Below are 15,075 nucleotides of genomic sequence, written 5' to 3'. Positions count from 1 at the left end.
CAGGTCACCGAGTTGGACCGGGCGAGCACGCATTCCGAGTATCGGACCGCTTCATCGACCTACCCAGAAATACCTTATTCTGCCGCTGATCGGACCGACATGACGATAAGTTATTGCTGAGACGGTTACTGCTGAGCTTCGCCCAGCCGAGATGCCACACCGTCTGATTCGGCAGTCATTTGGAGGGCGGGAGAGGCAAGCCCTCCAAGGAGGGCCTGGCTTGCACACTTGGCGAACTGATCGTCCAATACCCCGCCGGTGATCAAAAAGCGATAGTAGATCACGCCTCCGATCAAATCGAGGCAAACCTCGGTATCCAAGTCGTTGCGTAGTTCACCACGTTCTCGCGCACGGGTCAGTACCTGCGTGAGGGCCGAGCGGCGCTGTCGTAACCAGCCATCGCGGAAGCTGACAGCGAGTTCCTCGTGCCGAGCCATCTCGGAGACGATCTCAGGGATGAGTCGCGCCGGGCGAGAATCCGAGTAGAGGTGGACAGCTTCGCGTAAGAGTTCGTACAGATCATCTCCGAAGTCGCCTGTGTCGGGTATGCGAATCTCGCTGACCAGTTCTGCGATCGCATCGACGGCCAAGTGTTCCTTCGAACGCCAGAGTCGATACATGGTTGCCTTGCTGATACTCGCACGGGAAGCGACGGCGTCCGTCGTGAGTCCACGAAAGCCAACCTCCGCGACTATGTCGAGGGTGGCGTCGAGGGCTGCTCGGCGGGCTCGTTCCGTCCGAGCGTTGCCCGCGGATCGGGTTCTGGGTGACAGTTCTCTGGACACATAAAAAACTGTACGGTACAGTTCGACCTACTACTAGTACTGTACCGTACAGTTCACATCGCCTCAACGAAATGGAGGCATCATGAATGCCCTCTCAACTGGCCCCGCATATGGGGAGTGGCCATACGGGCCGCAACTGTCCGGAAGAAGAGTCATTGTCCTCGGGGCCGGCACCAGGCCATCGGCGGATGCGGATGCCCCAGTCGGCAACGGCCGGGCGATCTCGATCGGGGCCGCCCAGGCCGGAGCAACCGTTGCCTGCGTGGATGTCAGAGAAGAGGCAGCACGAGGAACAGCCCGGACAGTTGAGGGGTACGGCGGAACGGCTATTGCGTTGACGGCGGATCTGCGCTCCCCCGATGCACCCGCGAAAGTACTCGACCAAGCAGCCGAGACTCTGGGGGGCATCGACGGAATAGTCGTGAATGTCGGGATCGGTGCGGGATTCGGACTGGCGAGAACAAGCGTCGAACAGTGGGATGAGACGCTCGAAGTCAACCTCCGCGCGCATTTTCTCACCGCCAAAGCAGCACTCGGTATCCTGCCTCGCGGCGGCAGCCTGGTTTTCATATCGTCGACGGCTGCAGTAGCGGCGGGTTCGTTTTTCCCGGCATACGACGCTTCCAAGGCTGGACTCACCGGTTTGCTTCGTCAAGTTGCCTGGGAAGGATCACCTCTCGGGATCAGGGCCAACGCCGTCGCGCCCGGCGTCATCGACACCCCACTGGGGCGTTTCGCTTTCGATGCACACGGCACCGCCCCCAATGAGGTGCCGTTACCCCTCGGACGACCGGGAACGGCTGCCGAAGTTGCCGCCACGGTGATCTTTTTGCTGTCCACCCAGAGTTCGTACATAACGGGTGAAACCATCATGGTTGATGGCGGTTTGACATCTGTGCCATCGGCCTCGCCCATACAGACGTCATCGATTCCATGAGTTTCATTGTGGGCGTCGGTATGACGCCATTTCGCTACGACGTCGCATCAACAGTCAAGGGCCTGACCGCGGCAGCGATCACAGCAGCGTGCTCAGATGCAGGCGTGAGTCCAGGAGCTATCGACTCTGTGTTCTTCGCGAACAGTGGTCAAGGAGTCTTGGAGGGGCAACACGCGGTGCGAGGACAGGTCGCCTTGCGGGCCATGGGTATCCAGGGGGTGCCGGTGACAAATGTGGAGAATGCATGTGCCGGCGGTTCGACCGCCCTGACCTCTGCGATAGCGGCGGTCAGGGCAGGAATGGCCGATGTTGCGCTTGCCGTAGGCGTCGAGAAGATGTCCGATCCGGATCGCTCTCGCAGCTTCGAGATATTCGCAGGTGGCTGGGATGTGACTGCCGCTGAGGTCACGATGGCGCGGCTACGGACTCTCGGCACGAGTGTGAAAGTTCCGACCCAGTATCACGACCTCAATGGCAAAAGCCTTTTCATGGATGTTTACGCTGCGCTCATCAAGGACCACATGGCGCGGTTCGGTACCACAACCTACGATCTGGCGGTTGTCACGGAGAAGAATCGCACACACGCCGCAGGGAACCCGGGGGCTCAGTTCCGGAGCCCGATGACGGCCGCCGAGGTCCTTGCCTCGCGTATGGTCACCTGGCCACTGACTGTCCCCATGTGTGCTCCTCTGGCCGACGGCGCCGCTGCAGCCATCGTGTGCCGAGAAGAATCGCTGAACCGGTTCTCCCGCGGCCGCGCTGTACGTATCGCTGCCTCCGCACTCGGGACGGGGACGGATCGAAACGTAGATGACTTCACAAATCATCTCGTGTCCCGTACAGCACGCCGCGCCTATGATGAAGCGGGGATCGGCCCGCACGATATCGATGTCGCGGAAGTGCATGATGCGACGTCCTTTGCCGAAATCTGGCAGTGTGAGAATCTGGGACTGTGCGACTTCGGTATGGGTGCGGAGTTGGCACGTAGCGGCGACACCGCGATCGGGGGACGTATTCCGGTGAACCCTTCCGGCGGACTGGAGTGCAAAGGCCATCCCATAGCAGCGACCGGCTTAGGTCAAGTCCATGAGATCGTTACTCAGCTCAGAGGTGAGGCCGAAACTCGGCAGGTCGAGGGCGCGAGCCGCGGACTGGTCGAGAACGGCGGCGGTTTCATCGGATTCGAAGAAGCTGTTGCGTCCATTCTGATTTTGGAGCGCTGATGCGACCGATCGACTTTTTCGACCGAGGAGTAAGACTTTTCGGCAACGCTGTGTGCATGCGGGCAGCAGATGTCGTCCTTTCTTACGCGGAGATGGCCGAACTCACCCACCGGATTGCGGGGGCACTTCAAAACCGAGGAATCGGGCCCGGTGCTGCTGTCGCCGTCCTGAGCCCGAATGAACCGCTAGCGTTCGCCGCCGTGCTCGGAACCATGCGATCGGGCGCGGCGTGGGTTCCAGTCAATGCCCGGGGTACGGTATCCGAACACGCGCACCTCATACAACTTACGGGTTGCACGATGATCATCGCACACTACTCGCTGGCCGAACACGCCCGTAAGGTGGCCGACTGTGTGGACGGAATAGCAGTGGTCCAGTTCGGCGGCCCCGATCCGAGTCTGCCCGACCGGTGGCTGGCTCCGCGGGATACCCTCGTCGCCCCCCTTCCCGAGGACCCGGCCGCCACGGTGGCATTGCCAGGGACGGGGGGAACAACCGGTCGCCCCAAAGGTGTCGTCCTCACCGAGCGCAATTTCGAAACCATTGTGACCACGTTCAACGCTTGTCTTCCCTACCCAGCCGACCACCGTCCGGTCAATCTGGTCGCGGCTCCGATGACTCATGGTGCCGGTATGATGACTTTTCCGCTCCTGCCACTCGGCGCCGAGGTCGTGGTCAGCGCTCCTGACGCTGTCAGCATATTGGAGAACATAGAGCGTTACCGTGTAACTCAACTGTTCGTACCTCCGACACTGCTGTACATGCTGATCGATGAACAGCGGCAAAGACGTGCTGACGTCTCGTCGTTGCGTTACCTCGTCTATGGTGGCGCTCCAGCATCGGTGGAGCGGCTGCGAGAAGCTGTCTCCGTCTTCGGCCCGGTGGTTACACAACTCTATGGGCTCACGGAGGCACCGATCGTGTGCGCGCACCTCACACCCGAAGATCATGCACTCGCATTCGACTCACCTCAGTACGAACATCGGTTATTCAGTGCTGGACGACCGACTATCGCAACATCCGTGGAGATCATGGATGAAGCGGGAAAATTGCTCCCTGCCCACACCTCGGGAGAAATCGTAATCAAAGGATCGGTGGTCATGGCAGGTTATCACAACAACGCCACTGCTACCGAAGAGGCGATGCGATTCGGCTGGTATCACACAAACGACATCGGCTACCGGGACGAAGAAGGTTTCGTCTATATTATCGATCGAAAACGTGACATGATCATCAGTGGTGGGTTCAATGTATTCCCATCCGAAGTAGAGCAGGTTATTCATGCTCACCCGGGTGTCGCAGACTGTACTGTAATCGGTGTGCCGGACCCCAAATGGGGCGAGGCAGTAACGGCAATCATCGAGACGAAGCCGGGTGCGGCGATATCACCTGAAGAGATCCAGGAGCGATGCCGCCGGGAACTCGGATCGGTCAAGACTCCGAAGACAGTGGAATTTTGGACCGAACTACCTCGCAGTCCCGTCGGTAAGATCCTGAAGCGGGATATCCGTCAGCAATTCCAGCACGGCAAACAACACCGGGAAATCTGATCTCGCGCTGAAAAACCAAGGAGATAAAATGGACCTTTCAGGTCAACGTGTTGTTGTGCTCGGTGGAAGTTCCGGAATAGGTCACGCGATTGCGCGGGAAGCTCGAAAATCCGGTGCCGAGGTCACAATTGCCAGTCGTAACGAGCTTCGACTCGAGCGCGCAGCCTCGGATATCCCCGGAAGCCGCTTCCAGGTCTGCGATATGCGCGACGAGAGGCAGGTCGAACGACTCTTCGAGGAGTCCGACCCCATCGACCACGTGGTGGTGACGGCGGCCGAGGTCGGCGTGGGACCGGTATCTGGCCTACGCAAAGATGATGTGCAATGTAATTTCGACAGTCGAGTATGGGGGTCGTTCTTCGTCGCCAAACACGCGGCCTCCAGACTTCCCGAGCACGGGTCCATCACACTGATGTCCGGTATCGCGGCATGGCGTGGACTACCCGGCGAGGCGGTCGGCGCCGCATCAGTAGGAGCCGTCGAAGCCTTCGCTCGAGCTCTTGCGGTAGAACTTGCTCCACGTCGGGTGAACACGTTGTGCCCAGGTCTGGTCGATACTCCGCTGCTCGATCATGTTCTCGGAGACGAAAGAGAGGCAGTTGTCCGGCATTTCACGGAAAAGCTTCCAGCGGGACGAATCGGAACGCCGGATGAAATAGCGGATGCCGCACTTTTCCTGATGCGTAACCGGTACGTCACCGGTACAACTTTACACATCGACGGCGGTCATCTGCTCGTATAATCGACACGAGAAAGGTTGCAGAATTGCTCACAGATATTGAGTTCTTGGCCGATGACGGCACAGAGTTACGCGGCTGGCTATTCGAACCCGATCACTATTCCGGACCTCGCCCGACAATTATTATGGCGCACGGCATAACCGGGGTCAAAGAACTTCTCGAACATGTCGCCGAGGCGTTCTGCGCTGCGGGTTTCGCAGTTGTTCTATACGACCACCGCTGCTGGGGGTCGAGTGGAGGATTGCCACGACGCGATGTCGACCCTGTGGCCCAGGCACGTGATATGCGTGCGGCCATCACGTTCGCCGAGACCGTACCTCGAGTGGATGAGAAGCGAATTGGGCTCTGGGGCACCAGCTTCGCCGGCGCCCACGTGCTCCAGGTGGCAGCGGCGGACCAACGCGTGCGCTGCGTGGTTTCGCAGGTTCCGATGATTCGCGGTTACCAGAATTTCGCGACGCTATTGTCCACGGAGGATCTGGTCGCGCTTCAGCAGCAACTCATTGCCGAACAACGTGCACGATTCGATGGTGCGGAGCCTTTGAAGATCCCCGTTTCCAGCGCAGATCCAGATCAGCCGCACGCCCTACCCGGCGCGCGTACGCACTGGTACCTGAACCATAGCCCGAATACTGGCCGGTCGCCGGACTGGAGTAACGAAATCACCCTTCGTTCACTTGGCTGGGCACTCGACTACGACGTCGCAGCTTCGGTTCCACGCATCAGTCCGACACCCCTTCTGATGATAGTGGCCGAACACGATATGCTTACTCCCACAAACCTTGCGTTGGAGGCGTTTGAAAGTGCCCGGCAACCGAAACAGCTGGTGCTCATACCTGGCGACCACTACGCGCCATACCATGAGGAATTCGATCTGTGTTCCTCAGCCGCCGTCGACTTCTTCACGGAGCATTTGATCGAAACACAGCCGGCCTGACTCGTCGTGGTTTTGGTTCGACGCCACCACGCTTCCACGCCAGCGCACAGCGAAGAAACTACATCCGCCGCGTCCAGGAACCGCTCGCAACGTGATACTCCAGCCGCACTTGGTCATACCGATCGGCGTCAGTGAATCGTCTCGGTATGTCCGGAGAGCTGTTGTTCGATCCGGTCTACCTATTCACCGGTGACGACCTCAACGCTCCGCCACAGCCCCACGGCGTGATTTATCGGTCCAGCAGAGATCGTTCATTGTTTCGGCAAGGCGTTGATCCGGCAGCATGAGACCGACAGTCATACAATGATCGACTGCGCCGACCGACTACTGGATTCCGGCCGCTGCGAGGCCCGGTCAGCGCGATTGAGCTATACCGAGATTCTTCACACCTACGTATTCTTGGCGATCATCTATCACGTGCACGGGTCCGGATCACGGGCTCGATCACATTCGGCACCAGCGGTGTGGTCATCGCCATCGAGGTCGGGCACCTTGGGACCCGACGACGGAGGCGTCGATGACGAAAGCGAATCACCCCGACCACATCGGCGAATAGCGGTGGCGTTGCGAACGATATCAAAATACCAGCGATTAGCTACGCGTAAGTAGCTACCGCATGCTAAACTCACTCCCATCCCCGGACTTCCACAATGCAAGTCTCCGAACCGACGGTGTCACCGGATACAGTCCCCGCTGATTCGCTCCGGGCACACCATTCAAGTCCCAAAGGATGGCGTCGTGTCAAAACTCATAACAATTGCCGTTTTCGAAGGTGTGGAACCTTTGGATATCTTCGGCCCGATTCAAGTATTCACCACCGCCGATCGGTTGCTCGACACCGACAACGACGGGTACGAGATTGCGATAGTCGGCGCCCAGCAAGGGGCCGTTCACTGCGCCGGAGGATCAGTTGTGGTCACCGATAATTCCTGGGGCAGTCTCAGCAAGCCGATCGATACACTCGTTGTCACAGGCGGAATATCCCTGCGCACCGAGACGCCGACAGCGATCACCGATGACGACCTCATAGATTGGCTCGCCGACACTGCCGAGCACCTACCCCGCGTCGTTTCGGTCTGCACAGGGACTCACCTGCTCGCCGCTGCCGGGATACTCACCGGTCGCCGAGCTACGACCCATTGGACAACCGCCCCTCAACTCGCCGCGGAGTATCCCGAGATCACAGTCGATCCTGAGGGCATCTTCGTCCGCGACGGAAGTATCTGGACTTCTGCAGGAGGAACGGCGGCGATCGACCTCTGTCTTGCATTGGTGGCCGACGACTACGGCTCCGAGCTCGCCCGCAGAGTGGCACGTGCACTAGTGATGTCGATTCGCCGCTCCGAGATACAATCTCAGCGAAGCAAGTACCTGGAGCCTTCGAAAGCAACCGACGCGCGAATCCAGGACCTCCAGGAATGGATCCGTGGCAACCCTTCTGAAAATCTGTCCGTCCACGCCCTCGCCACACGGGTCGGTTTGAGCCCCCGGCACTTCACACGAGTCTTTCGCGAAAACTCTGGCGTATCACCTGCGCAATTCGTGGAAGACGTCCGCGTAGATGTGGCAGCCCAGCTATTGCTACATACCGCAACCGGCTTGCGATCGGTTGCCCGTTCGGCCGGGTTCGGCTCGATCGAAACCCTGCATCGGGTATTCAAGCGACACTTCGGCTTGGCGCCAGCCGCGTACCGGGAAGAATTCGCGCCCACGGAGCGCGCAATACCACGCAGCGGTCAACGCTGGGTCCGGCCCGCACTCATTTCGCAGTGAATGCCGGTTGCCGAAATAAGCTGATTGTCATATCGTCGGCGCCATGCCTTGCGCCGACGGCAGGCGTTGCGCAGGCATCCGACGGTGGCAGCCCCTAGGAACAGCGGCCAGAACACAGTGCTCAGATAGCAACTGAAGCACAGCCAAGCCCAGAGGTCGTACGCCTGGCCGGAAAATGGGTCGACCTTATCCCATGCGACGACAGACATCCCGATGATCACTGTGAGCGCCAGCGCACCTGCGATGCCGGCAATCCCGGCGATCACCTGCCCTGCAACATATGCTCGGGTCGGCACCCATTTTGGCGTGAATCTCTGAATATCCAGCACGAGAGCAAAGGAACATGCGGCTGCGGCCAGTTGCAGTGCCGACAGCACGAGAAGGTACCATGCGCCGGCCCCTGGGATGTCCTGCGCCGACCGCCAGGACGCAGGCGTCCCGAGCGAGTTTCCCGCAGCGAGCATGAGCCTCCAGACGATGGACGGAAGGGCCGCAGCGAACGCTCCCCACGCACACCAGACCACCCATTTCGGCATAGGAACAACCGTGGCTTTCAGAGTTACTTCGAGCAGCGGTTTTTGTAGTTGTCCGCTGGCACGTCCGGACTCATTCAACGCAAAATCCGATCTCGTGGACGATCCTGATTCCGGTCACCGTATCCGGAGATATGGACCATGGACGACAGGAGAGCTGGTGGTGACCGACTCTGACACAAACCTGTCCTTGTCTGCGGCACGCGAAGTCGAGAGACTTGCATCAGCGAGGTTCAACAATGCGACTCTCACCACCCGACACCCTGCCATGGACGCGAGGGACAACCATTACATTCAATGAAGGCAAGTGGACACTGTGGGATCAGCAGTATCAAGAAACGGCTCAATTGCGGTCGAGACCACCGAGGAAGGTCTACCGATCCGGCTCACCGTCGAATGCTACGAAATTTGTCGCCCTCCAGCGGAACTAGCGCGTGAGATTCTCCGGTTGTGTCAGCAGTCCGCCAACCGTGCCGGACTCGCGCACCGTGCGGAGCTGGAAGCCGCCGGACTCGGCCGCGAAGCTCTCGAGTGGACCGGCCTGCCGATGACGGCTGACATCGCACATCAGGAACTCGTCGAAGAATCACTATACGACTATGAACCCCGGAGTTGGCTGACACCGTCATGAGCACTGCAATGGATGCGTTGGAAGCGCTGGTATGGCAACAGCTACATACCGTTCGAGACCTCTCCGAACAGATCACGGCCATTCGCGTGCGAGAGGCGTCCGCCGATGGTGCCGTTATCGCCGAAGTCGATGGCAACGGCACTTTACAGGACCTGACCCTGTCGGAAGCGATACTGACAATGTCGACAAACGAATTCGAAAGCGCCGTTGTCACCACCGCCCGACGTGCAGCACATCTCGCTATCGCTCGGCGAGGCGCGTTGGTGACGACGTACCTGCACGCGTTGACCCACTCGGAGTCGAGCCTCGACGTCCCCGCTGATCGCCAGGGCCCAGCCGATCAGCGACCTACTGCCGTGATGCCCGACCAAGACAGGAAATGGCTATGAGATTCGATCCCGAGGGGACACTCCGGTGCGCGGCCGAACTCGACGCACTCGCCCATCGTCTCGAAGTCGATATGACTGCCAGACAAACAGTTCTCACTGTTCCGCCTGCAGGACGGGATGAGGTATCAGTTCGTGCCGCAACAACGCTGTGCCATGTTGCGACAGCCTACCGTGAAGCAGTTGACCTGGGAATCCAGGAAGTACGCGCAGTGGCTTCAGTTCTGCGTACCCACACGTCACAGTTGGTCGAGATGGACGACAGTAATGCAATCGTTCTTGAGTCAGCGCGTTAGTGCGGAACACTGATGGCCGAGCCTATCGAAACAGGTTTCACGGGCGTGATCTGGGCAGCCCGGTCCACGGAACAACTTTCACATGACCTCGGTGCCGGCCCCGGCGCTGCGCCGATGATCGAGGCCGGTATCGCTTGGGCCGAAATTGCCGCGAGCTTCGCCGCGGCCGCGTTCGAATACGAGGGGATAGTCGCCCGTCTTCGCGACCATTGGGACTCCACCGTAAGTGGTCCGCTGGTCGAAAGCTTCACCGTCCTCCGGGATTGGCTCGTCGACGCAGCAGAGAACGCGAGTACGAATTCAGTGTGTTGCGCTGCCCAGGCCACCGCACACGAAACTGCCCGGTCGGTGATGCCACACGGAGCGGATATCACAGCATTGGAATCCCTCAAAAATACCATGGAGATGGTGGATGCAGCGTTGGGAGCGGCGTTGTCTGCCGGAGCGGCGCAGATCGAGGCAGAACTGAGAACGACCGCATCCACCGCGGCACGCGTTATGCACAGTTACGAATCGGCGACCGCCCGTTTGGCCACACCGTGGCCTCAAAGCGCCCCACCCCGACTTGTCCCGACCAATATACTGAACGACGAGCCTGCCTCATCATCGGTAACAGCCGTCCAGAGCTCCCATACTATTCGCCCGATCCCGGCACCCGGTGTGGGCAGCCTGCGGGCATTGCAGGGGGTCTCTGAACACTCCGGCAAGGTGGTCAACCAACCATCGACGATCACCGGAGCGGCCACAGCATCGGCTACCCCAACCGAGCAAATGAGCACCGGGCCTGTACCTCTCAGTTCGGCGGCGACGGCAACCGGAACAAGCGAGCGCACGCACACCAGCCGGGTCATCGCGTCGGCTGGTGCTGTAGCGACGGAACTCGACACCGAAGCGGCGCCCCCGGTGCTCGGCGCCAGTGAACACAGCCCGCATACATCTACGGCATGATCTGCCGGCCATGGTGACCCTGACCGTCGATGCTATAGCCGTCCTGTCCGAGCTCTTAGGTATACAGACGCTTCCCCTTGTTCTCGATGTCGGCCCACGGCATGATTCAGTCGCGTCGTGGAGGGCAGCGCAGCAACAAACGACTGCGGCTTTGCGCGCGTCTGAACTCATCGATAGTTTTGGTGACGTAGCGCCCGGTCTGGCTGCGGCCCTGCACATCCTGGCGTTGCCCGACCGAGAGATAGCGGCACGGCAGTACACCGCGTCTGGCATACAGCGGGTGTGTGTGGCACGCAGGGGTGACCAGCACGCGTACGCCGCGAGGGCCGGCGATACCTTCGAAATTGCCACCTTTTGGTCTGGTTCTGATATTGCGGACCTCGTGCGACCGTTGCTCCATGCCCTGGGCTCACGACCGCCCGCTCGGGTATCGAGCTTCAGCCTGCCCACGGAGGACCTCGAGGACCATCTCGATCGCGCGGGGGGCGGATCGGGCGACTATACCCAGGCTCTCCGTAGGTCCGGACTCGACGAACGGACCGCAGTCGAGTTCGGCGTGGCGTTGGCCAGGTGTCTCGCCCGTGCGGAGATCGTGGGATATGCCTATGCCGACGGCGTCACATACCGCGCACCCGGGGCTGTTGTCGTCCATGACAGCGCGCAAGGACGTATTGTGGCCGGTCCTTCCTTATCGTCGGACGGACGGATGTGGTCGACTTTCACGGCAGGATCCGATCACCGGATCGTGCATTCCATAGCCGCCATGATCGAACTGCTACCCGGGCACGGCTGGGACAGCTAACAGAACGCTACTCGCTACGTCACCCACACAACCGCCAGAGGTGTGCCACACATCACTATGTTACACGACATGTATGTCGTGTAACATAGCCTCCATGCACACAACAACTTTGGTCTTCATTCCTTGCTTCTCCGGCGCACCCTGGGATCTCGATCAACTCGGACCACTGTCGGACTTTCCGATGCGCACGATGCGCCTCCCGGAAGGAATCGACAATATCGAGGCTTACGCCGATGCGGTCGCCGCCCACACCGCCGACCTCACCGACTACGCATTGGTCGGCGATTCCTTCGGGGCCAATATCGCACTGGCGGTAGCCACCCGCCGGCCCACCGGCCTCCGGGCCCTCGTACTTTCAGGGGGCTTCGCTGCCGACCCCATCTCATCCCCACTCTGGCGAGCCGGTATGCGGTTGATGGGAAAGGCCCGCGGCCCGCTCTATCGCCAGTTGGTCCTCCGTGCCCACGCACACCGATTGGCCTCACCCTTCGACGACGAAGGCGAAGTGGCGTGGTCCGAGGCCGACAGTCGACAACTGTTCCTGGACAACACTCCGGCTCATTCCTTCGGCACTCGTGTAGTCGCCGCCCTGACCGCCGACTACACACCGGCATTGGCCGCTATCCAGGTACCCACCCTCGTCCTGACCCCCGGCCATGATGTACTCATCGGTGAAAATGCAGCGACCGTGCTACGGGAAGGTATAGCCGACTCGACGGAGACAGTACTACCCCGCACCGGGCATATGTTCCGGTTCACCCACCCGCAGGCTTACGCACGTGCCGTCGACAACTTCTTGACAGAAAAACTCCCGGAGGTACACCGTGCGCCGCGCTGAGGAACTGCGCTACCTGATCCTGGCAGCTCAACGCGAAGGCAACCGGCTACTCGCCCAAGCCCTGCGCCCACTCGGCCTGACCCCGTCGCAGGCCGAGGTGGTGCGGGTCCTCCTCGAACGGCAACCACTGTCTCTCAACGGAATCGGCGAGTTGTTGATCTGCGAAAGCGGCACCAACCCGAGCCGGCTGATCGAACGCCTGGTCACCGCCGGAATAGTCCAACGACAACCTTCGGCCCACGACCGCCGTCATATCGAACTGACGTTGACTCCGACCGGCGCGGACCTGGCCGGCAAAGTCGGTGAGATCGAAGCCGAACTCTACCGAAACATAGATCGTGCCGCCGAGTTGTTCTCCACCGACGACATCACTGGGTTCCTATGGGCGTTCCTCGGCGATACCGCCGGGGCCCAGGCTCTTTCACTGCGCGCACAAATAAGCCGGCCGGACGGGACAGGCAATCACGGGGCGTGATCAGCCCGAGATGAATTCCGCTTGTTGAATCCTCCGGCATGTCCAGAGGCTTTGATGTACCCAGGCTTGTTGGAGTCGTGTCGTTGGACTTCAGGCCACGGGTTGGATGGTCGGTTGCATCATCCCGTGCTCGATCGGCGGTTCCATACTCGGAGTCGAGTGATGGAGTGGCCGGATATGGAACATATCCGGCCACTTCAAGATCGCACTGGTCAACCCGATCCGGGTGCTCCATCGTTTCCGGCTCAGTAGGTTGATTTGCATTCTCCCCAGAATGATTCGATGTGTATCGTAGGAGCTATCACCGACTCGGGCATCCAGAGCAGACCATAAGCCCACTGGACAGACAGTCTTCGGCGGCCCTCGTGGTTGTGACCGCGTGCTCGGCGCGGAGCGGGCCCGGCTGCTGACCAGTGCCGGCAAGAACACAACTCCTTCGACAGGATCGTGACCGAGGAGTCCGCCATCCCGACTCTGCGGAACCCGCGGGTACATCAGATGCGGTCGGAACTCGGGAAAGTGGATGTAGTCGCTGCTGCGCCGCTGGCGAGTACTGTGCCGGCGAGAGCTCGCGCGCCGTAGGCGAGTGCGCGTTCGTCGAGTGCGTGTTCGTCGAGTCCGAGTGGCGGTTGGTGCAGGCTGTACTTGTCGCCTTCACCGGACCATATGCCAACGTTGACGTAAGCGCCGCTTTTCTCTGTGTGATTCAGGAAATGTGCGAAATCATCACCACCCATGGACATCTGAATTGCTGTCGCAGCGCCCGGCCCGAGGGAGGCGATGGCCTTCATGAACAGTACAATAGATTCGGGGTCGTTGACGACCGTGGGCACCAACTCGTCATGGTGTAGTTGGGTTTTCAGTCCGGGGAACCGTTCTTTCAGCTCGGTGAGTCGTTGGTTGAGGAATTGCTCGACTTCCTGCTTATCGACGCCGGCGCGCCGGATTGTCCCGGTGAGAGTTCCGGCGCCATGGCTCGCATTGATGTCGTAACCGGCTTCGGCCTTGCCGAATACCGTGACGATTTTTCCGGATTCGAACCTTTCGGTGAGTGCGTCGTCCAGATCACGGGTGAACTCACCGATTGCATGGATCAGGTCCACTGACCCATCCGGGCGTCCCACGGGCCCACTCGGGTCCGCCGGGTCGGCATCAGGCTCATGATCCAGCGTGTATGTCAGCCCATCGAAACGTTGCTTCAATTCCTGCAGACGTTGCTGCAGAAGATTGTGAACAATCGGATATTTGATCACTGCGCGGCGAATCATTCCCTCAACCCGACCGGAATCGGGAATCGCATTCATTTTCTCGCCGGCCCGGAACTGCCCGAATGCCGCCTCGATCGTGCCGTCCGCACCGATGTGCCCGGTCAGCAAGATCTGCAGAGTGGCCGTAAACTCACTCATCGCGCGGATCAGATCCGCAGTCTCCTCCGGGTGTACTGTATGCCCACCCGGACCATTGAAGTCGACCGCGAGCTTGTCCGTGGAGGCGTCCACCGCGGAATACCCCGTCGGCTCACCACCGAAGTCGATGGTCAGCTTGTCCGCAGAGGCATTCATCGGGCCGACCACCACACCGAACTCGCCCACTGCCAGCCGTGGATCGCAATGCAACGCGAATGCCCTGACGATCCCGTCCAGCAGGCCGGCTTGCACCATTTCCTCGGCGCCTTCGGCTGCCTCTTCTGCGGGTTGAAAAACCAGCCGCACCCCGATTCCCACCTCTCCCAGCCTGTCCGGATTCGATGCCAGTGCCTGCCCGGCGGCCAGCACCATGGCCGTATGAGCGTCGTGACCGCACGCGTGTATGACCTTCTCTCGGCCACCGACGGGCATCTCCAGTGCATCCATATCCGCCCGTAGTGCGACGCGCTGTCCGTTGTCCGGGCCGAAATCACATACCACACCCCGCCCGTCGAGTACCAGTTCCGGGTTCAGCCCCGCCTCCCGTAGTACGTCGAACACGTATTGCGCGGTGTGGTATTCGTTACCGGCAGCTTCCGGATGATGGTGAATATGGCGACGCCAACCTCGTATCTGCTCGTCGTGCTCGGTCAGCCAATCCTGGACCTACTGGTCATCCAGAGGCGCTGAGACGTCCGGCAGACCAGCGAGTGGACCGACCCGGTCCGCCCACTCGTGCAGGCTCTCGCTGTCCTCCGGACCGGGCATCCGCTGCTGGTGCCCGAGGTCTTGGGGCACAGGACCGGGAATCACAT

Annotated in this window: 16 protein-coding genes and 1 pseudogene; 12 read left to right on the top strand and 5 right to left on the bottom strand. The window is 60.2% G+C overall.

Annotated features, from left to right (window positions below; translation table 11 throughout):
* Positions 1-125: 125 nt before the first annotated feature.
* Together NFL01S_RS29300 and NFL01S_RS37715 are read right to left on the bottom strand one after the other, a co-directional pair.
* On the bottom strand, positions 126-590 hold the full coding sequence (locus tag NFL01S_RS29300) for a TetR-like C-terminal domain-containing protein (RefSeq protein WP_062979528.1): 465 nt from the start codon (positions 588-590) through the stop codon (positions 126-128).
* 6 nt (positions 591-596) lie between these two features.
* Positions 597-785: pseudogene (locus NFL01S_RS37715) on the bottom strand (helix-turn-helix domain-containing protein); the annotation flags it as partial.
* 82 nt (positions 786-867) lie between these two features.
* Between NFL01S_RS37715 and NFL01S_RS29295 the strand changes: the two are divergent.
* From NFL01S_RS29295 to NFL01S_RS29270, 6 genes are all read left to right on the top strand, one after another.
* The gene (locus NFL01S_RS29295) at positions 868-1,722 is read left to right on the top strand and encodes an SDR family NAD(P)-dependent oxidoreductase (protein ID WP_062979527.1); all 855 of its coding nucleotides are present in this window, start codon (positions 868-870) and stop codon (positions 1,720-1,722) included.
* The gene (locus NFL01S_RS29290) at positions 1,719-2,945 is read left to right on the top strand and encodes a thiolase family protein (RefSeq protein ID WP_062979526.1); all 1,227 of its coding nucleotides are present in this window, start codon (positions 1,719-1,721) and stop codon (positions 2,943-2,945) included. The genes NFL01S_RS29295 and NFL01S_RS29290 overlap by 4 nt, the downstream gene beginning before the upstream one ends.
* Positions 2,945-4,495 (top strand): class I adenylate-forming enzyme family protein, encoded by a 1,551-nt coding sequence (locus NFL01S_RS29285; protein ID WP_063916084.1) that lies wholly within the window; start codon positions 2,945-2,947, stop codon positions 4,493-4,495. Before NFL01S_RS29290 ends, NFL01S_RS29285 begins: the two co-directional genes overlap by 1 nt.
* Before the next feature lie 28 nt (positions 4,496-4,523).
* Positions 4,524-5,237 (top strand): SDR family oxidoreductase, encoded by a 714-nt coding sequence (locus NFL01S_RS34910; RefSeq protein ID WP_084493356.1) that lies wholly within the window; start codon positions 4,524-4,526, stop codon positions 5,235-5,237.
* Positions 5,238-5,260: 23 nt separating this feature from the next.
* Positions 5,261-6,172: an alpha/beta hydrolase gene (locus tag NFL01S_RS29275; RefSeq protein ID WP_062979523.1), complete on the top strand. Its 912-nt coding sequence runs from the start codon at positions 5,261-5,263 to the stop codon at positions 6,170-6,172.
* A 738-nt stretch (positions 6,173-6,910) separates the two neighbouring features.
* The gene (locus tag NFL01S_RS29270; RefSeq protein WP_084493355.1) at positions 6,911-7,945 is read left to right on the top strand and encodes a GlxA family transcriptional regulator; all 1,035 of its coding nucleotides are present in this window, start codon (positions 6,911-6,913) and stop codon (positions 7,943-7,945) included.
* On the opposite strand, the gene NFL01S_RS34905 is transcribed toward NFL01S_RS29270, so the two are convergent.
* Entirely contained in the window at positions 7,909-8,559 is a 651-nt protein-coding gene (locus NFL01S_RS34905; protein WP_157117062.1) for a hypothetical protein, read from the bottom strand. The two genes, NFL01S_RS29270 and NFL01S_RS34905, sit on opposite strands and share 37 nt — an antisense overlap.
* Positions 8,560-9,117: 558 nt before the next feature.
* Between NFL01S_RS34905 and NFL01S_RS29265 the strand changes: the two genes are divergently transcribed.
* The 6 genes from NFL01S_RS29265 (at position 9,118) to NFL01S_RS29250 (ending at position 12,854) form a co-directional block, all read left to right on the top strand.
* Positions 9,118-9,498: a YbaB/EbfC family nucleoid-associated protein gene (locus NFL01S_RS29265; protein WP_245670939.1), complete on the top strand. Its 381-nt coding sequence runs from the start codon at positions 9,118-9,120 to the stop codon at positions 9,496-9,498.
* Complete coding sequence (locus NFL01S_RS37710) at positions 9,489-9,791, top strand: PE family protein (protein WP_084493352.1); 303 nt, start codon at positions 9,489-9,491, stop codon at positions 9,789-9,791. The genes NFL01S_RS29265 and NFL01S_RS37710 overlap by 10 nt, the downstream gene beginning before the upstream one ends.
* Before the next feature lie 12 nt (positions 9,792-9,803).
* The gene (locus NFL01S_RS34890; RefSeq protein ID WP_084493351.1) at positions 9,804-10,739 is read left to right on the top strand and encodes a PPE domain-containing protein; all 936 of its coding nucleotides are present in this window, start codon (positions 9,804-9,806) and stop codon (positions 10,737-10,739) included.
* A gap of 10 nt (positions 10,740-10,749) precedes the next feature.
* Positions 10,750-11,541, top strand: coding sequence for an ESX secretion-associated protein EspG (locus tag NFL01S_RS29260; protein WP_062979563.1), 792 nt, complete (start codon positions 10,750-10,752; stop codon positions 11,539-11,541).
* A gap of 94 nt (positions 11,542-11,635) precedes the next feature.
* Positions 11,636-12,379: an alpha/beta fold hydrolase gene (locus tag NFL01S_RS29255; RefSeq protein ID WP_062979521.1), complete on the top strand. Its 744-nt coding sequence runs from the start codon at positions 11,636-11,638 to the stop codon at positions 12,377-12,379.
* Positions 12,366-12,854 (top strand): MarR family winged helix-turn-helix transcriptional regulator, encoded by a 489-nt coding sequence (locus NFL01S_RS29250; protein WP_062979520.1) that lies wholly within the window; start codon positions 12,366-12,368, stop codon positions 12,852-12,854. Before NFL01S_RS29255 ends, NFL01S_RS29250 begins: the two co-directional genes overlap by 14 nt.
* 90 nt (positions 12,855-12,944) lie before the next feature.
* On the opposite strand, the gene NFL01S_RS35820 is transcribed toward NFL01S_RS29250, so the two are convergent.
* Entirely contained in the window at positions 12,945-13,118 is a 174-nt protein-coding gene (locus tag NFL01S_RS35820) for a hypothetical protein (protein WP_157117060.1), read from the bottom strand.
* 230 nt (positions 13,119-13,348) lie between these two features.
* Positions 13,349-14,893: an amidohydrolase gene (locus NFL01S_RS29245; RefSeq protein WP_281181551.1), complete on the bottom strand. Its 1,545-nt coding sequence runs from the start codon at positions 14,891-14,893 to the stop codon at positions 13,349-13,351.
* Between the last annotated feature and the right edge of the window lie 182 nt (positions 14,894-15,075).

Origin of the sequence: Nocardia flavorosea NBRC 108225, assembly GCF_001613385.1 — a bacterium.
In the GTDB taxonomy this organism is placed as follows: Bacteria; Actinomycetota; Actinomycetes; order Mycobacteriales; family Mycobacteriaceae; genus Nocardia; species Nocardia flavorosea.
This window is presented reverse-complemented; position numbering and strand designations above follow the sequence as displayed.